The sequence below is a fragment of the Malaciobacter pacificus genome (genome assembly GCF_004214795.1).
GTDB classification, from domain to species: Bacteria; Campylobacterota; Campylobacteria; order Campylobacterales; family Arcobacteraceae; genus Malaciobacter_A; species Malaciobacter_A pacificus.
On the sequence record NZ_CP035928.1, the window covers coordinates 1,772,936 to 1,798,014 of the forward strand.

At 27.2% G+C, this 25,079-nt stretch carries 23 protein-coding genes and 5 tRNA genes; 8 read left to right on the forward strand and 20 right to left on the reverse strand.

Annotated elements, in window-relative coordinates; genetic code table 11:
• Positions 1 to 11: 11 nt before the first annotated feature.
• The 3 genes from APAC_RS08910 to APAC_RS08920 form a co-directional block, all read right to left on the reverse strand.
• Positions 12 to 293 (reverse strand): peptidylprolyl isomerase, encoded by a 282-nt coding sequence (locus APAC_RS08910; protein WP_130233774.1) that lies wholly within the window; start codon positions 291 to 293, stop codon positions 12 to 14.
• A gap of 37 nt (positions 294 to 330) precedes the next feature.
• The gene (locus APAC_RS08915) at positions 331 to 1,200 is read right to left on the reverse strand and encodes an ORF6N domain-containing protein (RefSeq protein ID WP_130233775.1); all 870 of its coding nucleotides are present in this window, start codon (positions 1,198 to 1,200) and stop codon (positions 331 to 333) included.
• 321 nt (positions 1,201 to 1,521) lie between these two features.
• Entirely contained in the window at positions 1,522 to 2,400 is an 879-nt protein-coding gene (locus tag APAC_RS08920) for a DUF2779 domain-containing protein (RefSeq protein ID WP_308738330.1), read from the reverse strand.
• Between the two features lie 177 nt (positions 2,401 to 2,577).
• Here APAC_RS08920 and APAC_RS08925 point away from each other — a divergent pair, with 177 nt between their 5' ends.
• Both APAC_RS08925 and APAC_RS08930 read left to right on the forward strand, forming a co-directional pair.
• On the forward strand, positions 2,578 to 3,381 hold the full coding sequence (locus APAC_RS08925) for a ribonuclease H family protein (protein ID WP_170170144.1): 804 nt from the start codon (positions 2,578 to 2,580) through the stop codon (positions 3,379 to 3,381).
• Positions 3,382 to 3,383: 2 nt separating this feature from the next.
• The gene (locus APAC_RS08930; protein ID WP_130233776.1) at positions 3,384 to 4,715 is read left to right on the forward strand and encodes a hypothetical protein; all 1,332 of its coding nucleotides are present in this window, start codon (positions 3,384 to 3,386) and stop codon (positions 4,713 to 4,715) included.
• 16 nt (positions 4,716 to 4,731) lie between these two features.
• Here the strand turns inward: APAC_RS08930 and APAC_RS08935 are convergent, their stop codons facing one another.
• From APAC_RS08935 to APAC_RS08970, 8 genes are all read right to left on the reverse strand, one after another.
• Complete coding sequence (locus APAC_RS08935; protein WP_170170145.1) at positions 4,732 to 5,088, reverse strand: type II toxin-antitoxin system RnlB family antitoxin; 357 nt, start codon at positions 5,086 to 5,088, stop codon at positions 4,732 to 4,734.
• Complete coding sequence (locus APAC_RS08940; protein ID WP_130233778.1) at positions 5,075 to 6,130, reverse strand: type II toxin-antitoxin system RnlA family toxin; 1,056 nt, start codon at positions 6,128 to 6,130, stop codon at positions 5,075 to 5,077. Before APAC_RS08940 ends, APAC_RS08935 begins: the two co-directional genes overlap by 14 nt.
• A 180-nt stretch (positions 6,131 to 6,310) precedes the next feature.
• Complete coding sequence (locus tag APAC_RS13375) at positions 6,311 to 9,457, reverse strand: SbcC/MukB-like Walker B domain-containing protein (RefSeq protein ID WP_130233779.1); 3,147 nt, start codon at positions 9,455 to 9,457, stop codon at positions 6,311 to 6,313.
• Positions 9,454 to 10,647 carry an exonuclease SbcCD subunit D C-terminal domain-containing protein gene (locus APAC_RS08950; RefSeq protein WP_130233780.1) on the reverse strand — a complete coding sequence of 398 codons (1,194 nt, stop codon included), beginning with the start codon at positions 10,645 to 10,647 and terminating at the stop codon, positions 9,454 to 9,456. Before APAC_RS08950 ends, APAC_RS13375 begins: the two co-directional genes overlap by 4 nt.
• 75 nt (positions 10,648 to 10,722) lie before the next feature.
• Positions 10,723 to 11,052 (reverse strand): hypothetical protein, encoded by a 330-nt coding sequence (locus tag APAC_RS08955; RefSeq protein WP_130233781.1) that lies wholly within the window; start codon positions 11,050 to 11,052, stop codon positions 10,723 to 10,725.
• Positions 11,053 to 11,126: 74 nt separating this feature from the next.
• Complete coding sequence (locus APAC_RS08960; protein ID WP_130233782.1) at positions 11,127 to 11,483, reverse strand: DUF2237 family protein; 357 nt, start codon at positions 11,481 to 11,483, stop codon at positions 11,127 to 11,129.
• Between the two features lie 23 nt (positions 11,484 to 11,506).
• Entirely contained in the window at positions 11,507 to 13,030 is a 1,524-nt protein-coding gene (gene dgt, locus APAC_RS08965) for a dGTPase (RefSeq protein WP_130233783.1), read from the reverse strand.
• Between the two features lie 103 nt (positions 13,031 to 13,133).
• Positions 13,134 to 14,309 carry a transposase gene (locus APAC_RS08970; protein ID WP_130233614.1) on the reverse strand — a complete coding sequence of 392 codons (1,176 nt, stop codon included), beginning with the start codon at positions 14,307 to 14,309 and terminating at the stop codon, positions 13,134 to 13,136.
• A 264-nt stretch (positions 14,310 to 14,573) separates the two neighbouring features.
• Between APAC_RS08970 and APAC_RS08975 the strand changes: the two genes are divergently transcribed.
• Complete coding sequence (locus tag APAC_RS08975; RefSeq protein ID WP_130233784.1) at positions 14,574 to 14,762, forward strand: DUF6726 family protein; 189 nt, start codon at positions 14,574 to 14,576, stop codon at positions 14,760 to 14,762.
• A 105-nt stretch (positions 14,763 to 14,867) separates the two neighbouring features.
• Here APAC_RS08975 and APAC_RS08980 read toward each other — a convergent pair whose 3' ends face one another.
• Positions 14,868 to 16,460: a cache domain-containing protein gene (locus APAC_RS08980; protein ID WP_130233785.1), complete on the reverse strand. Its 1,593-nt coding sequence runs from the start codon at positions 16,458 to 16,460 to the stop codon at positions 14,868 to 14,870.
• A gap of 65 nt (positions 16,461 to 16,525) precedes the next feature.
• Between APAC_RS08980 and APAC_RS08985 the strand changes: the two genes are divergently transcribed.
• From APAC_RS08985 to APAC_RS08995, 3 genes are read left to right on the forward strand one after another with little or no spacing between them, the layout of a single operon-like run.
• Positions 16,526 to 17,212, forward strand: a complete 687-nt coding sequence (locus APAC_RS08985; RefSeq protein ID WP_130233786.1) for a response regulator transcription factor — start codon at positions 16,526 to 16,528, stop codon at positions 17,210 to 17,212.
• A gap of 1 nt (position 17,213) precedes the next feature.
• Positions 17,214 to 17,615 carry a hypothetical protein gene (locus APAC_RS08990; protein WP_130233787.1) on the forward strand — a complete coding sequence of 134 codons (402 nt, stop codon included), beginning with the start codon at positions 17,214 to 17,216 and terminating at the stop codon, positions 17,613 to 17,615.
• Positions 17,612 to 18,661 carry a S8 family peptidase gene (locus APAC_RS08995; protein WP_130233788.1) on the forward strand — a complete coding sequence of 350 codons (1,050 nt, stop codon included), beginning with the start codon at positions 17,612 to 17,614 and terminating at the stop codon, positions 18,659 to 18,661. Before APAC_RS08990 ends, APAC_RS08995 begins: the two co-directional genes overlap by 4 nt.
• Here the strand turns inward: APAC_RS08995 and APAC_RS09000 are convergent.
• Both APAC_RS09000 and APAC_RS09005 read right to left on the reverse strand, forming a co-directional pair.
• Positions 18,658 to 19,503: an EI24 domain-containing protein gene (locus APAC_RS09000; RefSeq protein ID WP_130233789.1), complete on the reverse strand. Its 846-nt coding sequence runs from the start codon at positions 19,501 to 19,503 to the stop codon at positions 18,658 to 18,660. The two genes, APAC_RS08995 and APAC_RS09000, sit on opposite strands and share 4 nt — an antisense overlap.
• A gap of 13 nt (positions 19,504 to 19,516) precedes the next feature.
• Positions 19,517 to 20,371 carry a radical SAM/SPASM domain-containing protein gene (locus APAC_RS09005; protein WP_228255906.1) on the reverse strand — a complete coding sequence of 285 codons (855 nt, stop codon included), beginning with the start codon at positions 20,369 to 20,371 and terminating at the stop codon, positions 19,517 to 19,519.
• Between the two features lie 107 nt (positions 20,372 to 20,478).
• Here APAC_RS09005 and APAC_RS09010 point away from each other — a divergent pair, with 107 nt between their 5' ends.
• Positions 20,479 to 20,802: a hypothetical protein gene (locus APAC_RS09010; protein WP_130233790.1), complete on the forward strand. Its 324-nt coding sequence runs from the start codon at positions 20,479 to 20,481 to the stop codon at positions 20,800 to 20,802.
• A gap of 4 nt (positions 20,803 to 20,806) precedes the next feature.
• Here APAC_RS09010 and APAC_RS09015 read toward each other — a convergent pair whose 3' ends face one another.
• The 6 genes from APAC_RS09015 to APAC_RS09040 form a co-directional block, all read right to left on the reverse strand.
• Positions 20,807 to 21,343 (reverse strand): hypothetical protein, encoded by a 537-nt coding sequence (locus tag APAC_RS09015; protein ID WP_130233791.1) that lies wholly within the window; start codon positions 21,341 to 21,343, stop codon positions 20,807 to 20,809.
• A gap of 71 nt (positions 21,344 to 21,414) precedes the next feature.
• Positions 21,415 to 21,489: transfer RNA gene (locus APAC_RS09020), tRNA-Gln, on the reverse strand.
• Between the two features lie 19 nt (positions 21,490 to 21,508).
• Positions 21,509 to 21,585 (reverse strand) — tRNA-Thr (locus APAC_RS09025).
• A gap of 36 nt (positions 21,586 to 21,621) precedes the next feature.
• A tRNA-Met gene (locus tag APAC_RS09030) sits at positions 21,622 to 21,698 on the reverse strand.
• A gap of 13 nt (positions 21,699 to 21,711) precedes the next feature.
• Positions 21,712 to 21,788, reverse strand: a tRNA-Met gene (locus APAC_RS09035).
• A 15-nt stretch (positions 21,789 to 21,803) separates the two neighbouring features.
• Positions 21,804 to 21,880, reverse strand: a tRNA-Gly gene (locus APAC_RS09040).
• A gap of 266 nt (positions 21,881 to 22,146) precedes the next feature.
• Here APAC_RS09040 and APAC_RS09045 point away from each other — a divergent pair.
• Positions 22,147 to 24,792, forward strand: coding sequence for a sensor domain-containing diguanylate cyclase (locus APAC_RS09045; protein ID WP_130233792.1), 2,646 nt, complete (start codon positions 22,147 to 22,149; stop codon positions 24,790 to 24,792).
• Positions 24,793 to 25,079: the final 287 nt, after the last annotated feature.

Sequence of the window (25,079 nt, forward strand, 5' to 3'; positions counted from 1 at the left end):
TTAATTTTTTATTAGTATCTAGCTAAAATCTCTATTAGATGATATCCAAACTCTGTTTTAATTGGTCCATGAACTCTGTGTAAATCTTCTTTGAAAACAACAGTATCAAACTCTCTTACCATCTCGCCTTTTGAGAAAGTTCCTAGGTTTCCACCGCTTTTTTTAGAAGGGCATTTTGAGAACTTCTTAGCAGCTTTTTCAAAAGTGATTTCATCTTTGATAATCTCTTTTTTTAGTTTTCTAGCTAATTTTTCGTTGTTTAGTAAAATATGCCTAGCTGTTACTTTTGCCATGGAGTTCCTTTTTTATGGAAGTATATTATAAAAAGTTTTAAAGACTTTTCAATCTTTCTAAAATATCAAAATTCCCAATATCCATCTTAGAAAAAGCAAACCACTTTTTACCCAAGTCTTTCAAACTAGCTCCAATATGATAAAGCTCTTTATCATCAAGTATTAAAAATCTATCGTGGGAGTTTTCAAACTTTTTTATCTCTATTTTTTTATATTGTGAATTGTACTTTTTTAAATCTAGGCTCAATTGTTTTGGGATAGTTTTGGTGTGTATCATTACTTCTACATCTTGATTTTTTGATAATAATGTTAAGACACTATCATCAACGTAATTATCTATCAAGATGATTTTAGTTTTTGCACTTCTTATTAAATCAGATACAAAACTATAGGCATCAAACATTTGTCCATCGTAAAATATTCCTTGCTTTTCTTTTATAGATTTATCTTCTAAAGCATTAAATAGTTTCTCGAACTTTTCGTCATTTGATATTTGTTTCTTTTCTAGGCTATCCAATCTTTGATATATCAAACTATTAGTTGAAATAACTTTTCTCATGTTTACAAAAGTTCTTATGATTTCTACACTTATTTTTATTGCTATTTCACTTTTAAGTACTGCACTTAGCATAGAAACACCCTGCTCTGTAAATGCATAAGGCAAACTACCACCCAAGTGTTGTTTTGAAGGTATCGCATTTTGCGATACCATAATTTTTACTTCTTTTTCTGTAAGTTGAAACATAAAATCTTCAGGGAAACGCTCAATATTTCTTTTTACTTGTTCCCTAAGCCTTATCGCTTTTACTTGATACAACTCTGCTAAGTCTCTATCTATCATAACTTGCATATCTCTTATGGTATATATTTTATTTTTTATATCTTCATCTATTATCAATTCATTCATGTTATAGTCCTCATTTGAAGAAATAATAACATTAAAAAGTATTTTTATTTAAAAATATTACAGTTTGTAATCAAAAGATTCTAAAGACTTTTTTTGTGTCCAGTTTATTTTTTCTGTATAACAAAGTTCTAGTAAACTTGGCTTTTGTAAATTGACTTCATACCATATTTTTGATAAGATAATTTACTATTCCTTCGGGACGCTCCCCAATGACTTTTGGGGTGTTACTATATCTTTTGATTTACTACTTCTACATCAAATTCCAAAACTGTACTCAATATATTAAACCTGTCACAATTTGTGACCAGTTCATAAAAAGTTTTAAACCTTTTTCAACACTTCCAAAATCTTCACCATAGCCAAAGTATCAAGTTTACAGTACTCTAAAAGTGAAGTTCTCATCTTCTGTTTTTCTTCTTCATCAAGCTTACCAAGATTTGCAAAGGCATTCATAGCTTGGCTTCCATTTTGTACTCCATCTAGTTCTTTGTATGCTTTTTCAAACTGTGGAACTAGTGAGGGCAATACATACTTGATAGAGTAGCTTCCTTTCATATCTGGTGTTACATACCACTTCTTTTGGAAAGGTATCATAAGGTCTTGCATGTTTTCATTTATACTAAGTAAATGTTCTCTTAGGTCATCGTAATTACTAGCTAGTCTTTTTATCACACCCTTTTCAAAACTCATATTATAAGCCAATACTGTAACATCACTTGGTATATCTTCACAAAAATTCAAAGCTAAGTCATATCTACTATCAACACTATCTTGGCTTAGATACTCTTTGTGAGTTAATGTTCCATCTTCGTGCTGTATATGAAGTGAGTATTGAAATGGAATTTGCTCGAAGGGTTTTATACCTTTAAACTGTGGTATTGTCTGCTGGTATGTCTCAAAATCAAGATGATAGATAGGATATGTGATATCTTTTAGAAACTCTTTGATAGATGATGTATCTATATATGTAAGTTTTGATTTGTAGTTTTCTACTGCTTGCTTTTGATTTGCCGTGAGGTCAAAATCATGGGGTATATCATCGATATTTACTATGCCTTTTGAGTATAGTTCGATTTGTTTTTTGCTTCCTAGATTGAAGATATTAAATATAGAATAATCTGGAATTTGCCTTTGAGTCTTCCAACAATACTCTTTTGCATCGCATTCGTAAGGTTTATTACAGTGTTTTCCTATATCTATATTTGGTTCATTTTGTTTGTCATTTAGATATGTTTTAGTAGTTCAACAAGAAAGTTCAGACAGTTTAAAAAGTATTATTTAATTTTACAAATCATTATTTTTTAATTCTTTGATAGGTATAATAAATCCTAAACATATCTAATTATAGAAAATATTTTAATTAATAAAAGGTGTCACATGAATAAAATCTTGATTACAGAAGATTTTGTTGAAAAAATACTTCATAATTTTAAATTAAATAAAGAGCAATGTAAAATTTTAAATATAGATTTTCCTTTAATTGAAAATTGGGAAGTAAGTATTTTAGGAAAAGAGATTCTAATCACAGAAGCTGAACTTCTAATATTATTAAGAGGTGATTTATCTATAAAAAATCAACAGCAAGTATCTAAAAATTATTCTTTTTTAAAAGAGACAATTTTAATTAATGAAGAAAGTATTTTAGATGAAAAAAAGAATTTAAAATCATATACAAATAATAAATTAGAGATATATACAGATGGTGCCTGTAAAAATAATCCAGGTGAGGCAGGAAGTGGTATTATCGTTTATGAGGGGGAAAATAAACCAAAATTATTTTTTGGGAATTATGATAGTTTTGGAACGAATAATACCGCAGAATTAAATGCATTATTATATGGCTTAAAATTAGCTAATAGTCATGATAGTGAAGTAATTATTTATTCAGACTCAAAATACGCTATTGATTGTATTTCTAATTGGTCTTATAAGTGGAAAGAAAATAATTGGACAAAAAAAGGTGGAGAAATTAAAAACCTTGAACTTATTAAAGAAGGTCATTTTTTATTTGAAAATATGAAAGATAGAATTAGATTAGAACATGTTAAAGGTCATTCTGGAATAGAAGGTAATGAATTATCAGATAGAATGGCTGTATATGCAATTAAAACTAAAGAAGTCAATTATACAGAGTATATATATGATGATATATATGAAATACTAAAAATGGAGTCATATTAATTTTGATAGATAACTATTTTGAATTCAATAAAAAGATTATAGAATTTAAGAAAAATAATCAATATAAAGAGTTGCTTAATCATTTTAAAAAAAATAAATTGAATTTCCCAAAAAAACAAATTGCTAATGATAAATATTTAATACCAAATATATTAACTGCTTTAAGAAAAACAAATAATTCTAAATATATAGATAGTTTTTTAACTGAATTTAATATTCCAATAAATAATAAGACTAATCAAATCTTATTGAATTTATATGGTTGGTCTATCTATGACAATATTAAAAACAGATATTATAATAAGAATGACATACTAACTAATATAAAAAATATAATTTCTATTCTACAAGAGAAGAATGACACATATTCTAATAATATTGTTTCTAATATTTTTAGAGCTGGTATTCAAGTATCAAAAGAAAGTCAAAATAGAGATTTTAAGTTTATTAAAGAATTTTGTGAATTATTTGATGTTCAAAAATTATCTGAAGATTGTGAAATATATAATATTAAAGGGAAAGATGTAGAACAAGATTCAGACAAAGAAAAATGGTATAGTGAAATGTCCAAATCTTTGTTTGAATTAGAAATGTATAATAATTCGTTTAAATTTTCTAAGGATGCATTAGCTAACTTGAACAAATTTCATTTTGGTAATGAATTATGGTTAGCGAGAAGGTTAGCTTTGTCAAAAAAATACTTAGGCAATTTAGATGAAGCTATTCTAGACCTTGAAGAAATTTATTTAAAAAAGAAAGATTGGTTTATAAAAAAAGAAATAGCTGAGTTATATTTTGAAAGCAATGATTTTGAAAAATCTTTTGAAAATGCTCTCATAGCAATAAATTCGAAAAGTAAAATTGAATTTAAAGTTTCGTTAATAATGTTGATTGGTAAAATTTTAAAATTAAAAAAAGAATTTGCTTTAGCTAAAATGCATTTTCTTTTAGTAAAACAAATTAGAAATAATAATTCATGGAAAGAGTCTTTGGACTTAGAAAATGAATTAAACTCATTAGAAATAAATATTGATGATACAAACTTATTAAAGCACTTGAACGAATATTGGAATTCTTTTTCAAAAAATGATAAAGAATCAAATAATAGAAACACACAACAAGATGAAATTTTTTCTGGATATATAAAAAAGATACTTAATGAGAATGAAAAAGGGAAAAATGGATTTATTGAATCTAAAAAAGGAAGTTATTACTTTTCAATTCCTTCACATATTAAGTTATGTATCAAAATTCAGAAAGATAAAAAAGTTAAATTTAAAATAGAGAATCAGAAAAACGGGAAACAGAAAGCTAAGATTTTAAAAGTTTTTTAATTTTGAAGATATATTATTATATAACTTTACCCTTTTTTATTAGAAATTTACAAGCATTATTTAAAATCAGGCTATTTTCTACAAATGATAAGTTTTGTTTGTAAAAAGAAAATGCAATATTTCTCAATTCTGAAGATTTAGAATAAACATTAATAAATTTATCTGTTGTAAATTTTCCTTCAAAATTTGTTTCAAAGAATCTTTGTTTAGTATTCCCATTTGTTAGCAATAAATCAAATATTAAAGTACCTTGAAAAGAGATTTTATTTAGTTCTCTTTCTATTGTTTCTAATTGCTCTGTTGGACTATGATGAGAAAGAGAATGAATAAAAATAGTATCATTGTTAATTTTATTTATTTTATAATATTTCACAATATGTCCTTTCAATTAATTCTAATGTTTTTGTAATTATTCTATCAGCTTCTTGCTTATCTTCTATAATTCTACTTATTTCAGGTCTTGGGTCAGAATGAAATAGTGGATGCCTATGAGTAGAATAGTAACTACAACATTCATTAAGTTTATTACAAATATTAGTATTTGCAATTTTACTTTCAGCATTTTGTGTTAAAACAAATCTTGAAGCTGAAATTTCAGTAAAAATATCTTTAAAATTTCCTTTTCTTGTTGTTTCCACTCCATTATCTAAAAGAACCCTTTTCATATATAATTCTAATCCTCTTAATGCATTGAAGGCAAAAGGTGTATAATCTGGTAAATCAATATCTATTTTTTTTAATGTTAATGAAGTTTGAAGTATTTTCTTATTTGTATCATCAATATAATCATATGATCTAGGAAGAAAACAACTAAGTTCTTCCTTAACATTATTCTTATCTATTTCAATTTTATACACTTCTTCATTTACAATAATAATATCTTCTAAATTTAATAACTCTGTTAATAAACTATAAATTTCTAAAAATATTCCTAAGGGTTTCCCCTGAAAAAAAGTATTTTTATTGTTATATCTAATTATTGAAAAAGAATCTTGTCCTAATTCATTATTTATAATATATTGTTTTCCTTTTCCATTTACATCTAATGGCTCTTTTACAGTAAATTGTTCTTTTAAAAATTCTAACAATAAGTCAAAGTTTTCATCAATTATATTTTTGTTACTAAAAGTAATATTCTTTTGTGAAAATTCACTCATTTTTGCATATTCTTTTATATGAGTTGCAATATTTGTACCAATCTCTTGATTCTTGCCAATTTTAGGATTTAATGTTGTCTCTCCACAACTTTTAAAAAAAATACCTATTTTTACTTCTTTTCCCTCAGAATTAATTATGTAATTTTTTCTATCCTTTGCTGAACCTTCTTCTTTAACAAAATTTGTATTATCTGAATATGAATTAATAGCATCTATTATAAGTTCTCTTTTTAAATATAAATTTTTGAATTCTGACATTATTTCTCCAGTTTTTAAATAAATTATAACATTATAAAATTATATAGCCTATAAAAAAGTCGAAAGTATACTATATAAATCATAAAAAATAAATAGAATATTTATTACTTTGACTCAATAATCATCTAATCTCTAGAAACAATAATTATAAAAGATATAGATGTTTTGAATATTACCAATTTAACTCAAATCCAAACCACTCGTCCCATCACCCTTAGGCTCAACCTTTATCTGCAATGGAATTCGCTCTTTTAGTGCTTCCACATGGGAAATCACACCTACCATCTTTCCTGAACTTTGTAGTTGATTTAGTGCATTTAGTGCTAGTTCTAAACTGTCAGCATCTAGTGTCCCAAATCCTTCATCTAAGAAAAGTGAATCTATACTTATCTTCTGACTAGCTAGACTTGATAATCCTAAAGCCAAAGACAAACTCACTATAAAACTCTCTCCACCTGATAGAGTATTTACAGGTCTTACCACGTCACCTTGGAAACCGTCACATATCTCTATTTCAAGTAGTTTTGAGCTATCAAGTCCCCTTTGAAGTTCATATCTAGGGCTTAGTATTTCTAGGTGTTTATTTGCTAGATAGATTAGCTGGTCTAGTGTGATACCTTGGGCAAATTTTGCGAACTTGTCCCCTTGGCTTGAACCTATCATGTCATTTAGTTTTACCCATACTTTAAAAGACTCTTTTTTCTTTTCTAGCTCTTTTATCTTATCTTCTGATTTTTTGATATTTTGGGCGTTTATTTCTAACTCTTTTTCTAAACTTCCTATGGCTTTTTGAAGTTCATCTATCGTAATTGATATTTCGTTTAGTTCTTCATTTACCTCATCAAGTTTTCGTACACTAAGATTTAGTTCTTTTTGCTCTTGAAGTTTGTTTGTTGTATCAGTTTTTAGTGTTTGTGTTTGTGTGTATTTATCTTCTATACTTTTACAAAAGCTTGATAGTGTTTCAAACTGCTCTTTGTCTAGTAGTGCTTTTTCAAATTCCTCTTTTGAAGTGAAGTTATACACTGCAAGTTCTTTTTCAAACTTTTGGTTTAACTCTTCTAGTGTATTTGTATCTTTTGATTGCTTTTCATCAAGGCTTAAAATTTGAGTACTTAGTGATTCATCTTTTGATTTTAGACTTGATAGTTCATTTTGTAAAGTGTTGTATTTTTTTATGATTGTGTTTATAGACTCAGTGATTGTTTTTTCAAACTCGTTTATATCCTCTACATCAAGTATTTGTTTACTTTGCTGTTTGTTTAAAGCTATTTGTTCACTTAGGTCTTTTTGTTCTTTGTTTATCTCTTCTATAGCACTTATGATAGTTTTTAGTTTTTGTTCATCACTTAGCTTTTGATTTACTGCATTTTGTAAACTATCTTTTTGTGTGTTTAGTTTATCTCTTTGCTCTCTTTGAGTGTTTAGTTCTTTTAGTTGCTCTTGGCACTTTTGTTTTTGTTCTTCTATGTTTGCTTTTGCATCACTATCTAGTTTGAATTCACTTTGGCTAAATTGCTCTTCTATAGTTTGTTTTGTAGTTTGTAGTTTTTGCTCTTGTAATGTTGAAGACTCTAGTTTTGAGTTTAATCTTACTATTGATAACTCTAGTTCTTTTTTGGCATCTTGTTCTTTTGCTAAGATTGATTCTTGCTCTTTTATCTTTTGTGTAGTTGTATCTATATCTACAACTATACTATCAGTGATATATGGATGCTCTACCGAACCACACAAGAAACACTCTTGCCCACTTTGTAGTTTTGCTCTGTCTTCTTCATAGTTTTTGATTAGTAGTTCTTTTTGCTTTGTTTGATTTAGGGCTTCTAGTGTTGTATTTATTTGGTTTAGTAGTTTTGATTTTTCATCATTTAGTTTTGTGTTTGCTTCTAGCTCTACTTTATACTTACTTTGTAGCTCTACCTCATCTTTTATATTCTTTAAAACTGTTTCATACTCTACTAGTGCTTTTTGAAGCTGCTCTAGGTTTGATAGTTTTGCTCTTGTACTATTTTCTTCACTTGATAGTTTAGTTGTACTCTCTTGTGCTTTGTTGTACTCTTCTACTTTTGCTTTAAACTCTTTTGTTAGCTCTTGTGTTTGTTTTATAAACTCTTGATACCTTTGATTTATTTGTGATTCATCTTCTAGTAATGTGTTTATATCTATACCAAATAGTTTTGCTAACTCTTGCTTTTGATTTAGTAGTTTGTTTTGAAGTTGCGAGTATGAGTTTTGATTTGCTTCTATTTTAGTGTTTAGAACTCTTACCTCTTTTAGTTTAGAACTATTTTGCTCATATGAGAGTTTCTCTTTTTCGTACTGCTCTTTTGTAGTGTTGTATTCTTCTGTTTTAGACTCACACTCTTTTTTGATATTTGTTGAGTTTACTTTTAGAGATTCTAGTGTTTGTTTATCTTGAGTAAGAGTATTTGATAGTATTGTCTTTTCTTTATATAGTGGTTGTATTTGTAAAGCTTTGTTTGCTAAGTCTAGTTTTGTAAACTGTTCTTTGTTTTGCTCTTTTTGTTTACTTATCTCTTCAAACTCTTGTGTGTATTTGATACTATCGGTTTCTAGCTTTTTTAAACCCTCTAGCCAAGAAGATATAGTTTTTAACTCTTTTTCTTTTGTATCTAGGTTTTGTTTTTCTTCCTTTGATTGTGTTAGTTTGTTTGTTTTTTCTTCTAACTCATCTTTTTCAAGTAACTCTATACTTCCAAGTGCAATAGTATCTGTATCTATCTCTTTTTTCTTATTTGCGTATGTGTTGTATATCTCTTGTGATATTTGTTTATAGATATATGTACCAGTAATCTTTTCTAGTAAGTTGGAACGCTCATTTTCCTTTGCTTTTAAAAATGCATCGAAACTTCCTTGGGCTAACATCATAGATTGAACAAATCTATCAAAATCAAGTCCTGATAACTCTTCTACTACCTTTGGTACTTCTCGAAGTTTTGATTCTAGTATTTTATTAGTTTGTAAATCTACTATCTCCATCTTTGCAGTTTGGAAATTTCCATTTGGATTTTTTCTTGCTCTTTTTTGACTCCATGAGCAAAGGTATCGATTAGCTTTTACTTCAAACTCTACTTCACAAAGACACTCACCTGTGTGTCTACTCATCAAGTCATTTGGAGGACTTTGAAGTCTTGCAGTTCTTCCATACATAGCACAAGTGATGATATCTAGTATCGTACTTTTACCAGCACCAGTTGGTCCAGTGATGGCAAATAGGGATTCGTCTTGTAAGAACTTTTCAAAGTCTATTTCAAACTCACCTTTTAGGGAGTTTATATTTAGTGATTTTACTTTTAGTATTTTCATGTAGCACTTCCATTAAGAGACACTTTCGAAGCTACATCTTTGAAGTTCTTGATTAGTTCACTTTCAAACTCTTTGTCTTCTATTTTTTCAAGCTCAACTCTTTTTGCAAATACATCATTGACACTAAGTTCATCTAAGCTTATAGCTTTTAACTCTTTTGCTCTTATTTGCTTTTCACTTTTTTCTATTTTTATAGCTAAGATGGTAAGTTCTAATTTTGTGGCTAGTTCTCTTATTTCTGTATTTGCAAACATAGGATTATCATCTTTTAGATGAACTTCTATCCATGAGGTTTTATCTTCTATATTTTTAAGTTCATTTTGTACAGTTTTACTATCACCTTTGATAACTATTAGCTTTCGCATTTGTGGTACTTCTAGTTCTTGAACTTCTACACTATCATTAATATCTACTATATTTACCTTTTGAGTATTTTTAGACTCAGAAAAACTTAGAGGTATTGGACTTCCAGAATACCTCACATGATTTGATGAAACTGTTTGATTGATATGAAGATGCCCTAATGCCACATAGTCAAAAAGACCTCCTAAATAATCCCCACCAATATCAAGTGTTCCACCTATATAGATATCCCTTTCACTCTCACTTGTTCTACTTCCTACTGTTGTAAGATGTCCCATAGCAACTATAGGAATATTTTGATTTAACTCTTTTGCTCTTTTATATGCACTTTCATAGTATGCTTTTATACCACTATTTGCTACTTTCTCTTTTTCGCTTATCGTTTGACCAGAGTTTGCTTGTCGTATAACACTATCTCTTAAAAATGGTACTGCACATACTATGGCTTTTACACTTTCATCTTGTTTTATTGGTATTATGATATTTTCATCTTCATCACCAGTTGTGATTACATTTACATTAAGTACTTCAAGTAGTTGTTTTGGTGCTTTTAGTGTTGAGATACTATCGTGATTTCCAGCTGTTATGATAGTGTTTTTTAAAGTCTTTATATTTGCTAACTCTTTTAGAAAGTTATAGTAAAGCTCTAGTGCATAGTTTGGAGGAGTTCCCGTATCAAAAATATCCCCTGATACTAAAAGTACTTCGATGTTTTGTTCTTTGATTATTTCTAAAAGCCAGTTTAGAAAAGTAGAGTGTTCTTCAACTCTACTTTTACCCATAAAATTTTGTCCTAAGTGCCAATCTGAGGTGTGTAAGATACGCATATATAACCTATTTTCATTTAAATTATTTAATTATATCTTATAATTGTCTCAGAAATGGCTCAATTTGTAAATATCTCAATCAATAGTTTCAATATTTACAAGTTCAATATGAGAGTGGTCTTTTTTTATAAGTTTTCTTGTTGCAGCATCTTCTTCTGCAAGTGTTAATAAGTCTGCGAAATCATCTTTATTTACTTCTAATTCATATAACTCTTTTTTAGTTTCTATAAATACTTTGCTATTTGTATCTTTTGTAAATAAATCTAAGTTTCTCACACCTTTAGCAAACTCATTTTTGATAGCTCTTGCAACTTTTTCGTTTGCTAAAAGTTTATTAAGTGTCAATTCTAAATTAAAATCATTTTTATATACTATTTTATAAGTTACCACAATTTTTCCATCCATTAATATTCTCCAAACTTTTTTTAGAATATTAACAAAATAAAAAACTGTGCTATAAAAATATTACAAAATGTAAGTTAAATAGCATATTTTAGTAATATTTCTTTATCTACTATCTTTGTAGCTTGGCTAGAAGTTGCACTTGGGTCTATTTTTGGTGCATATCCAGCTTTATATGCTTCGTACCATCTAGCTGCACATAAACACCATCTATCACCATCTTTTAATCCTGTAAAACCATACTGTGGAATTGGAGTTGTTAAATCATTTCCCATAGCTTTTGAATATCCTAAAAACTCATCAGTAACTACAGCACAAACACTATGACTTCCTCCATCTTCTATTGAAGTTCTACAAGTTCCATCTCTATAAAATCCCGTCATTGGTGAAGTTGAGCATATTTGTAATGGCTCTCCAAATAAATTTGTTTGCATAAAAAATCCTTTATTTTATATTTTTATTTCAAAGCACTTAAAAGTCTGTACTCTTCAAGTGCATAATCATCAGTCATACCACTTATATAATCGATGATTAATCTAGCTCTAAAGTACCACTCTAATAAGTCATATTTCTCATTTTCTTTTATATCTAATTTTTCAACATCGTGCTTATAAGCAACTATTTGTTTTGAGGATATTCTTTTTATCAATCTCATAGATATAAAACAATCAATCTTTTTATCTTTTAAAAGTTTACTAAAATCTTCACTACTTAATAATAAAAGAGGTTTGTATTTTTCAAGAAGTGTATTTATAATTGTATAACCTTTTAACTCTAAAGTTTGAACCTCTTTGTTTTGATAGATATACTTTTGTGAAACCTTTTCTATGACTTTTATACTTTTATGAAATTCACTATTTTCATCATAATCTAATAATGCACTATTAAAACTTCCTTCAAAAACCTCTTTATGATTTGAGATAAATACATTTGATACATGAGCCACTAAAGCTGTTACAAGCTTTGAACGAACTAGAGTAAAAAACATATTAAATTGATATGGTTCATCATCTTTTTTTGCTTTTTCATACTGTTTATTTAAAATCTCTTTTAAGTAAGTTTCACCTTGCTTTTCACACTCTTTTATAATCAAATTATAAATCTCTTCTAAAGACAAAATTCCTTTTTCTACAGAGTCTTCTAAATCAGCAGTTAAATAAGAGATATCATCAGCTGCTTCCATGATGTATGTTACAGGAAATCTATGAGCTCTTTTTACCTCTAAAGTATCTTGGATTTTTTCGATTAAATCTTTCTCACTATAGTAAAAACCTGGCTTTTTCTTTAAGTAGTTTAATTTATCATTTGAATCTTTTATTTCATATGCACCTCTTGTATACTTTAAAACTGAAAGTATTTGGCTATAAGATAAATTAAGTCTTTGAAGTTTTGTAATTACTCTTATTGCTTGGGCATTTCCATCATAATCACAAATATCTCGTATTAAATCTTCTTTTAATTTTTGATTCTCTTTTGTTGTTGAACTAAAATTATTTAAAATATTTGCTAAATTATTTTTAGCCCAAGCATTTATAGTTTGCTCAGCAAAATGTCCAAAAGGAGGATTTCCTATATCGTGAAGTAAACTTGTCATCTCTGATGTTGAGATAAAAGCATTTTCTAACTCTTCTAAACCATAAGCTTCAAGTCCTTTCTCTTTTTTTAGCTTATCTAATATTGTTTTTGCTATAAATCTTGCATTTTGCCCTACTTCCATTGAGTGAGTAAGTCTTGTTCTTATTGAAGCATTTAATTCTAGTGCAAAAACTTGAGTTCTCTTTTGTAATCTTCTTAAAGCTGGAGAAGATAATATTCTACCTCTATTACTTTCGATTGAAGTTTCTATATTAAATGATGGGTAAAATTCTCTATGTAAAGTAAATCTTTTTTTATAGAGCCGCTTGCAAATTCCACCATCATAAACTAGTGAATTTGTAAACCTACTAAGCTTATCAAGCAGATCTTTTAAACTTTTAATCATTTTACCGCTTTATGGGTCAATTTTAGATAAAAAACTATTATTGGGTGCGTGCTTGATGGTTGAGTTTTAAAAATGGCTAATTTTTAGTGTTTTTAGCTAAAAGTTATGTTACCAGTTTCAAACTCTGATGAATACAAACTGATAAAATACCAAATGCTAAAACAGAAGCTACTTTTGTAGCTCCTTTATAATAAATATTACTGCATCCAAAGTCTTCTTTGAGGTATTTATTGACTCTCTCAACCATACTTCTTTGATTATAGTGATGGGTATCTAAACTTTGAGTAAGGTTTAGAATTTTAAATTTCTTTTTTTCATCTTTTATAAGTTGAATTTTTTCTTTTAACTCTTTGGAGTTCTTCGGATTGATATCAATAAGCGGTCTATGATTTAGTTTTTTGGAAAAATCTCTGATAATATTGCTGTCGTATCCTGCATCTTGTAAGTCATAAAGATATGATACTTTTTTGCTTGTCTCGTTTATAAGAGGAAGTGCTACTGAGCTATCATGAACATTTGCCCCTGAATAAATAGCAGTAATAGGGATATCTCCATCTACTACACTGATATGGAGTTTCCCTCCTATCCATGTTTCAAAGTTGCCTTTGGAATTCTGTTTTCTTCCAACTCCACACTGCGTTGATACCAAAGATAGCATCTGCTTTGTGGTTTTCATATCTTCTTGTTGCTGCAAGATACTGGGTGTTTTAGGCTCTCTTGTTTCACCTTTTTTAGGTCGTCCTCTTCTTTTTGGTTTAAACTTTTCTTTTTCTACTTTTACAGGTTTTTCTCTCAGTGGTATTTTTGTTGCATCACTTGCATTATAAAAAAAGAGTGTATCCCTTAGATACTCCTTCACAAACTGCTCATGCGTCTTTTGTGCAATTTTAAGCTCACTGAGCTCCTTAAAGACTCTACTAAATTTAGACTCACTTGGAATATCGTTTTTATATCTCCACCCACACAAGATCCTCAGCGTTCTATCACTATGAAGTCTATCGATAAGGTCTCTGGTTGTTTGGATATTGTAAACACTCTTTGCAATAAATGCTCGTGCAATCTCTTCTCTATGCTTTGGAGTGTTTGTAATAGATACGACAGTGATATTTTTTTCAATCGCAGCAAAGTCTAATATCTTAATAAGCTTTTGCTCTTTATTTGACAACTCTTCTAATTGAAGCTCTCTTTTCAAAGAAGGAAAAAGTGAATTTTCAAGATTTAAAACCTTAGTCCACATTTTAGATAGACTTGAAGATATTTTTGGTAGAATAATTTCCATAAGTTGAATCGCTCTTCTGTTAAATTTTTGTAGTAAAAAATTATAACTTATCTGAAGTTTGATTCAACTTTTTAAAATTTAAATCAGCTTAAATTACGGGTTGTTTTTTATAATCTGCAAGTGGCTCTATAATTAATCATATTTATCCTGTTAATATTTCTTAAACAATAGTATATCAAGGAGTGATACTAAATAAAATTAAATAAATATTATTTATTTATAAATATTTAGATAGACTTTCAAAAAAACAAAGGCTTAACTTATATGAGTTTATTACTTAAATCAATTTTTATACTATTAATTACTTTTTTATTTCAAGGTTGTATTGTAGGTACAGTTGTAGCTGCACCATTCAAAGTTGCAGGTGCAGTTGTAAATACTGTAACACCAGATATTGTAGGAGATACTATCTCTGCAACAGGTGATGTAGTTGATATGGTAATACCTTTTTAATATGGATACATTTTTAGAAGAAGTAATTTCATTTATCATAATTACATTTACAGTACTGATACTTGCATATTTTACAAAGAAAAAAGAGGATGAATTTAAAGATAATTAATTCATCTCAAAATTAATATTTTTCACATCAACATTCTCTTTTGGTACAAAAATAGCAAATTTTGCACCATCTTGAGTATTTCTAACAGTAAGTTTACCCTTCATATTTTTATCCACAATTATCTTTGACATATACAGACCAATTCCTGTACCATCACTATCAGATTTAGTTGTAAAATATGGTTCAAATATTTTGCCCTTTGGTTCAACTGTAATTCCACCACCATTATCTTCAATATACAAAACAACATACTCATCTTTTTCATAAGCAGTTATTTTTATACAAGGATTTACTATTTGCTTTTCTATTAATACATCCCTTGCATTATTTATGATATTTAATAACACTTGTTCATATTCATTTACATATGTATTTAACTTTATTTTTTTATCTATATCAATTTGTACATCAATATTGTAACTTTTTAGGTTGCTTGACACTATTGACATCACTAACTTAACTATTTTATAAACATTAAAATTCTCTTTTGCTTTTTTAGGCATAAAGAAATTTCTAAAGTCATCAATAGTTTGAGACATATACTCTATTACAATATCTGCTTCACTTGATTTTTTATTCATTGTTTCATTATCAAGTGCCCCAATAGAGTGCTTAAACTTTATAAACATTAAAATTGAAGATAATTCAGAAAGAGGTTGTCTCCATTGGTGAGCTATATTTGATATCATTTCACCAAGGGCAATTAACTTAGACTTTTGAACTAATAACTGCTCTTTTTCTCTATTTTTTTCAATCTCTTCTTTTACTCTATTTTCTAAAGTTTGATTTAACTCCCTTAACTCATTTTCATTTTGAATTACTTTTTGTTTATATTTATTTAAAATATCATCAATTTTTTGAGAAATAGCAATAGAAATTAATATAGCAATAGATAAAAACATCAAAAACAGAACTATATTTTGAGCGACTTGACTTTTAACTCTCTTTTCTAAATCTGCTCTTTTTATAGCTAACTCTTTTTCTATATCATCTGTATAAACTCCAACAGCGATTACCCAATTCCACTCTTCATAGAACTTGAAATATGATAATTTCTGCTTTACATCCTTATCTCCTGGCTTTGTATAAGCATACTGAGTAAAAGATTCTCCTTTTTGTCTAATATCTCTTAAAAAATCTTCTCTAAATTTTTTTCCGTTTGCATCGGTATAATTAGTAGAGATTAAAGTACCTACTAAATCAGGTCTATTAGGATTTACGACTAATCTAGCAAAATCATCTCCTCCATCTATTTTTTTGATATCGTAAACAAAAAAGTAATTACTTTTATTCTCTTCAAACCTAATATTATTTAACAATCTTATTGCATCTGCCTTTGATTCTTGTTCATTTATATTTTCTTTAGCAACATTATAATTCAAAATATCAATAACAGTATCAATCTCTTTTTTTAGTGTCTTTTTCTTATCAAAATAGTACTCAGAAACAAACTTCTCCATTTGGATTTCAAACTCAGAGTAAGTATTTTTTACATAAAAATATGAAATAGCAAAAATCATAGAAGACATAATAATAATGAATATATAAATAATTATTTTTGATAGATTCTTTTCAGTTATTAAGTTCAATCTTAACCTTTATAAACATAAACTATGATATGATAACACAATTTATCTAATAAGGATTAAGGTATATGCAAAATGATTTCATAAATAAACTTAGTGCCTATACAGTATTATATGTAGAAGATGAAGATGGTATTAGAAATAATATTCAAGAGATTCTACAACACCTTTTTAAAGAAACAATTACTGCTAAAAATGCTAGTGAAGCTTTTATAAAATACAGAGATAGTAAACCTGATTTAATTATAACTGATATTAAAATGGGAAGTGAAACTGGTATTGATTTAATAAAAAAAGTTAGACAATCTGATTCAAAAACAAGAATTATAATTACTTCAGCTCATACTGATTTGGAGTATATGTTACAAGCTGCTGAGTTACACTTAGTTAAATATATAATTAAACCCATAACTCAAGAAAAGCTAATGGAAGCATTGGAAGCTTTTGTAAAAACACATGATGGAGAGAAAATCTATATTCTTTCAAAAAATTGGATTTTTGACCATAGTAAATCAATAATTTCAAATGATGAAGAAGAATTTAGTCTAACAAAAAAAGAGAGTAAATTTTTAAAACTTCTAATCACTAAAAATAGAATCATCACATATGAAGAATTAGAAAATCATATTTGGGATGAAGATTCAGTAATGACAGCAAATGCAATGAGATTATTTGTAAAAAATTTTAGAAAAAAATTACCTGAGAACTTTTTAAAAAATGTTCAAGGAACAGGTTATAAAATCATAAGGGATTAAAATGAGAATATTTTTAATTGTTACTATACTTGTAGCAGAACTTTTTGCTTCAAACTTTTATTATGAGTTTGGAGAAAAAGTAGAATTAATACCAAACCCAACAATAAAAAGTTCTAATTCGGTACAAACTGAAAATTCAAAAGATATTTTAGAGTATACAACAACTACAGGTAAAATAGTTAAATTTAAAAATGAAATCATTGTAAAATGTGATAAAAGTGCTTACTGTGAAGATGATTTTAGTGATTTATCCCTAACAAACTACAAAAAAATTTATGATAATATCTATTTACTAAAGCTTGATTCTAGTGATGATATTTTTACTTTATGTCAAAAACTATACGAAAAAACTGATATAGTTTCAGCACATCCAAACTATGTAAGAGAAGTAAAAGCAAAATGAAAAAATATATAGCAATACTAATATCAATTTTCTTCATAGGATGTGGTGGCGGTGGCGGTAGCTCATCAATATTAAACTATGAACTAGAAAAACTATCAACAACTGTGGTTTTTCCAATTACACCAATTGGAACTGCAATTGATTATAGTGACTATACTTGGAGCTTAAAACAAACTAGTGAGTTAAATTCATATTTTGATAATTTAAATGTAGATTCTAATGCTAATATTAATATGCCAAGTACTATTCCAACACCAACAAATAAAATTAAAGTTGCAATTATTGACCAAGGTTTTCAATATAATCACCCTGATATTGCTGATAAAATAATAGATGTACACTATATAAATCAAACAGACATTACAAGTTCATTTCATGGAACTGGTGTTGCAGGGATTATAGCATCTACTTATTTAGGAGTAGTTCCTAATAATGTTGAACTAATACTTATAAATGTGGATTTTGATATACCTGGAGAAGACCAATATATACAAGCTTTCCAATATGCAAAACAACAAGGTGCGCAAATTATAAATTGTAGTTGGGGTTCATCTTTTGATGACTCATCATATGGTTTTTCACAAACTTATTTAGATGTATTAAATGACCTAAAAAACAATAATATTCATGTAGTTTTTGCAGCAGGGAATGATAGTTCAGATTTAGACAATAATTGGAACACAGATGCAGAAATTGAGTTTGTCTTAGGGGTTGGAGCAACTTCAAAAGATAATATCTTAACTGATTACTCAAATTATGGAAGCCAAATTGATATATATGCCCCAGGAGGAGATAGTAATTTAGGACTAATAAGTTTAGACTTAACTGGTTCACAAGGGAATAATAGCTTTGATTCAAACTATAACTTTTGGACGGGAACTAGTTTTTCTACACCTACAATATCTGGAGTTATTGCGATTCTACTTAGCATTGATAATACATTAACTCCTGATGAAATAAGAAATGTACTAATTAATAACTCTGATATAATTGATGGAATTTATTCAAAAGTAAATGTACAACAAGCAATAGATAACTTACCTTAGTTTTCTATTTGCTTTGGTTTTTCATCTTCTCTTTTAACATCATTTTCATTTAATTTACTCTTTGGTATATCAAACTTATATAATTCATCAAGCTTAATAAAATATGCATGACCTAAATAAATTATAAAATACACTGCACTAAATAGTGTTGCAAAAGGAATCATAGAAATAAAATATAAAAATAGTGTTCTTAATCTAAAAGCAGTTGCCTCTTTTTTATAAATAGTTTTAAACTCTTCATCACTTAAAATAGTAGACGCTACATCATAATTTAATAGTTTATGGAAAAAATAGTATAGTGGAAAAGCAAATGCAATTACATTTAATACAGGCACAAAATAAACAGGAATTAAAAGTATAAATAAAAGTATCATCATAGATGCACTTTTAATTAAAACCCATAGAGGAGAAAGTAAGTTACCATGTCCATGAAGTGTTAAATGGGAGTAATGTCTTTTATGTAAAACACCTAAAATAAGTGGTGTTAAAAAACCAATTACTACAATTGATAGTATAACTGAAGCTTGTAAAACAATAACTGTTCCAACTGTATAAAGTAAAAATCCAGCGATCCAAGATGTAAATGAGTATTTAAATAAAAATACAATCAAATATGTTGCCCATACAAAATAAAAAGGTGCATCTTCATCTATTATTACTTCTTGACCATTTTGGGAAGCTGCTGCCACTTCTTGTAGTGCTGAGATACCAAAATCAGCTGCTGCAAAAAAAAGCATATATAATACAATCATAGTTACAATTAAAGGAACAAGTGCAATTCTTAACATCTTAGAAGTTAAAAAATCTTTTAAACTTTTTATTAAAATCTCAATTTCATTCAATTTCTTATTCCTTTTAATCAAATCTTTTTCTATATTCACACTTTTGGCATAACTCTTCATGCAAAATATTATTTTTAAATCCATTTTGAATATTCTTAACTCTTGTAGAGTTCAATATATCTTTTATTTGTGAAGTATTTGTGTTTCCTAAATCTACCTCTGCATTTTGATCTAAACAACAAGGAACCACTTCTCCATTACTTAATATTCCAAAATGGGAATCTAGTCCATAACAAGTTCCCGTCTTAGAAACTATATCATTATCTAAACTAGGCCAATTAAAATATTCATCAAAATGGAAGAAAAACTTTTTTGCAATTCTTATATTTTTCGGTCGATTTTCATAAACTTCATTTACATCAATATTTGTATTAAACTCAACATTTATTTTTTCAAATACCTTTTTATTAAACTCTTTTGCACTTAAAGTCTCATCTAAATTCCAAATTCTAAAGTTTATAAAGTACTCATGGTTTTGTTCTTGGGCATATTTTACAAACTCAATAATTGGATTTATATACTCATCAAATGTTTTTTTATGAGAATTTGCATTATATGAGTTTATAGAAAAGTTTATTTGTCTAATTGCATCATGCATCAATATATTATGATGAGATTGATTTATATTATTAGCTGTTGTTGTAATATTTACTTTTAAATCATGTTTTAAACTAATATCTAAATATTTTTCTAAATTTGATAATACTAAAGGATCCCCAACTACATGATATGCAAGCTCTTTTGTAAAATCTTTTAGTTGAAAATTTATATCATCAAAATGCTCTAAACTCATTGTTGAAGTGGGTTTTAGTTTTGGAGGGCAAAATGTACATTTTAAATTACAAATATTTGTAATCTCAATATGCACTTTTCTAAACTTCTTAATAATAGTTCCTTTTATTTTTTGTAATTGTATCTAATGTTTTGCTAACTATTGTTTAATTATAATTGGAGCAGAAAAATAAAAGGTTTTATATGGAAATGATATTAAATGAAAACGATTTAGTAGTTGGTGCTAGATTTGAAAATGGGACAATCCAAGACTATGTTGATGATTTAAGAACATATGGATTAATAAGAATTGAGAATAGTACAGCAAATTGGTTTTTATATAATAAAGATGAGAGTGAAGCTGATGTGCAAGAGTTATATAAAAAAGTTACTAAAGAAGAGCATTTTATTCAAGATGAATTTGGTGAAGAGATTGTACTTTTCAATAAAACAGGTTCAAAAACAAATGAAGAGTTTATAAAAACTATAAACAACTACTTAGATGATGAAATGGGAACTATTATATAGCTCCCTAATCTAATAAATAAGGCAAATCCCTTTTTAAACTCTCTAATAGATCTTCATTTAAGAAAAATTTAGAAAACTCTTTATCCTTATTTTTATAGCAATATGCACAAATATATCTATTTTTTTTGATAAGCTCCGTTGCTTCTTCTAAACAAACTTGTAATTCTTCATTTTGATTATAATAATCATATATAGCTTCTAAATGATTAGACTCTATTTTATCTTTTAAAAATATAATATTATCTTCCATAAACTCTATTACATTTTCACTATTTGATTTAATATTTAAATATGCTTCTTTTATATCTTCAAATCTCATATCAAATTTTGCACCAACTAACAGTACTTTTTTTAGATTTTCTAAATCATTTTTTTGAAAATAGTATTGTAATAAAAGATTTAAATAATGCTCTTTAACATCACTATCACAATCTTCAATAAATTCAAAAACTGTGTCTGCATCATCAATTTTATTTGTATTAATTAATTCTGTATGAATAGAACCTATTTGTCCTAATATTTCATGTAGTCTATCGCTCATAATTTATCCTAAAATTTTATAATTCAAAGGATTATATCTAAATTTTCTATGATTGTTTTTAATTTGAAAGGTGGATGGGGTAACAGGATTCGAACCTGTGAATGACGGTACCAAAAACCGTTGCCTTACCACTTGGCGATACCCCAGGTATAAATTCAAAAAAAGTGGAGCTGATGAAGGGAGTCGAACCCCCGACCTGCTGATTACAAATCAGCTGCTCTAGCCAACTGAGCTACATCAGCATCCATTATAAAAAAGTTATTCACATCGTGAATAAGTGGTGTCAAGAGAGAGACTTGAACTCTCGACCTCCGGCTTATGAGACCAGCGCTCTAGCCAGCTGAGCTACCTTGACATTCTGACTAATTTGGTTGCGGAAGATGGATTTGAACCATCGACCTTCGGGTTATGAGCCCGACGAGCTACCTGGCTGCTCTATTCCGCGGTTTAAAAATAACAATGGAGCGGGAGACGAGACTCGAACTCGCGACAATCTGCTTGGAAGGCAGAAGCTCTAGCCAACTGAGCTACTCCCGCTTACTTTAAAAGTCATATTGATTTTTAAAGGATTGGAATTATAGACAAAGAATTATTAAAAAACACTTAATTAATATAAAAAGAGTTTCATTTTATGCAATTAAAGCGTTATATTCCTAAACTATTATTTTTTATACTGATTTGAATGTCTATAATACTAGAAAAATTTGTTAAAATACTTTCTTCAGCAGAGTACAGAAAACAACCTAAAAAACTTTTGTAAGCACTGAATTATATACATTATTATATAATGAAATGAAAAAAGTATGAAAAAGAAATTTGCCTATATATTTACAGCCATTTTGGTTATTTCAATTTTTAGCTATTTAATAATCTCTTTAATTGAAAATAGAAAAAAAGATCATCTATTAGCAGAAAAAGAACTTATTGAAGTTACTTATAATACTGTTATTGAAGCTTTCAAAGTTCACTCCGATATAATTTATTTTAATAAGATTAATACACAAAAAGTAAAAAATTTGTTAAAAAACATCAATGAAGTAAGTACTGATGAAAAAAATCTCATCAGAAATGAACTTTATAATGAATTTATAGATATGTATACTAATATGAGTAGTTTTAAATTAAAACAACTTCATTTTCATTTAAAAAATAATGAAAGTTTTTTAAGATTTCACAGACCAAAAAAATTTGGTGATAATTTAACTAATATTAGATCTACAGTTGAATATGTAAATAAATATCATAAAAAAATCCATGGATTTGAAGAAGGAAGAATATTTAATGGTTATAGATTTGTTTACCCCTTAAGTTTTGATGGTAATCATATAGGAAGTGTCGAGACATCAGTTTCTATGGAAAGTATTATAAATGAATTTAGAAGAGAGATGAGAAATGATGTTGATTTTATAATAAAAAAAGATGTAGTAGATAAAAAAGTATTTGATAATGAAAAGAAGAATTATAAAAGATGTCTATCAACACCTAATTTTTATCATGAAATATCAATATCAAAAGGTGGAAGTGCACTTATAGAACAGTTGGTTTTAAACTACAATAAAGATAATAATATTAGTGATGATTTGGCAAAAAATAGTACATTTAATTTTTTTAGTCAAATAGGTCAAAATTTTTATATAACAACTTTTTTTCCAATAAAAAATGCTGTTACAAATGATACTGTTGGATTTATTATAGTTTCAAATGAACAAAATGATTTCTTAGATTACCAAAACCAATATTACATATTTTTATTTATTTTAATCCTTTTAACTATGGTAATAACTATTGTTTTATATAGATTAGATACAGAAAAACAGACACTAAAACACCATGATGAAATTTTAGAAGAGGTTCAAAAAATAGGACATTTAGGATATTGGGAATTAGATTTGATTAAAAATAAGTTAGTTTGTAGTGATGAAGTTTATCAAATTTATGAATTAAATAAAGAAAAAGTTGAATTTAAGTATGAAGATTTTTTAAATTATGTTCATAAAGATGATGTAAAAAAAGTAAACTCTAAATTTAATCAATCTATTGAAAATAAAGATTCATGTCACTTAGAATATAGAATCTTAACAGGAAGTAATAAATTAAAATATGTAGAAATTGATATACACCATACTTTAGATAAAGAGGGAAATGTAATACAATCATTAGGAACAATACATGATATAACTGAGTTAAAAACATATCAAGCAGAGATTGAGAAAGCTAAAGAACAATTTGAGTCTTTAGTTAATCATATTCCAGATGTAATTTATCGTTGTGAAAATGATGAAAACTATACTATGCTTTACATTAATGATTCTATTAAAAGTATAACAGGATATAAAGCAGATGAGTTGATGTTTAATAGAGTTTTGTCTTTCAAGTCTATTATTCATAAAAATGATATTCCTAAATTAATAGAAAAGATTAAAAAAGATATAAAAGAAAATAAAAAAACTGGAACAGTAGAGTATAGAATAATTACAAAAAACAATCAAATTATATGGGTAAATGATACTTATGAAATAATAAATGAAAATAATAACCTTTATCTAGAAGGAATAATTAGTGATATAACTTCACAAAAAGAGGCATATAATAAACTACATAAATTTATTGATTTACAAGAAAATATAGTAATTTTATCAGATGGAAAAGAGTTGATTTTTGCAAATAAAAGTTTTTTTAGATTTTTTAGATTTAAAAATCTAGAAGATTTTAAAGAAAAATATAATTGTATTTGTGATTTTTTTATAGAAGATGATAGGTACTTTCATCTAGGAAAAATTCATAAAAAAGATATGTGGATTGAAGAGATAAGATCACTAAAAAATCAAAAAAGAATTGTTAAAGTTTTAAATAAAGACTCTAAAGAGATTATTTTTAATGTAACAGCAAATAAGTTTGAAAATAACATATATATAGTTAGTTTTAATGACATTAGTGAAACAATACATGAACAATTAATACTTGAAGAGAAAAATATCCGAGATAAACTAACAAATGCTCATAATAGAGAGTTCTTTGATTTAAACTATGAAAATGTCATTAATAATGCAAGAAAAAAAGACAAACTTCTTGCAATTGCTATTTTTGATATTGATTTTTTCAAAAATATTAATGATAACTTTGGTCATGATATAGGGGATAATGTTTTAATTGAATTTGTATCTGAAATTAAAAAATTCTCAAGAGAAGAAGATTTATTTATCAGATGGGGTGGAGAAGAGTTTTTATATCTAGTTGAAGTCTCATCTCAAAATGATTTTTATAAAATACTTAATCATCTTAGAAAATTAATTGAAAACCATCATTTTGAAGTAGTTGATAAATTAACTGTTAGTATAGGTGGAAGTTTTTATAGAAAAAATGAAGACATTAAAGATAGTATAAAAAGAGCTGATTTAGCTCTTTATGAGGCAAAAAGAAATGGTAGAAATAAGGTAATTATTAATTAAAAATCTATAGCTTTATAGTAAATAAAGCTCCTTTATAATTATTACCTCTAAATTCATACTCTATATTCCTTGCACTAATATCTCCATGTAATTGTTTTAGAGACTGTTCAGAGTTTTGTGTCAGTAACTGATAGTTCTTAGAATTTTAGCATATTTAATCTTACTAATCCTAATTTGCGCCAAAAACTACAGTTTGTGGGACTGACTTTAATAATGTATTTTTTCTACTATTTTATATTAATAGATTGAAAATTTTGAAATTATAAAATAATTCCAATGAAAACATA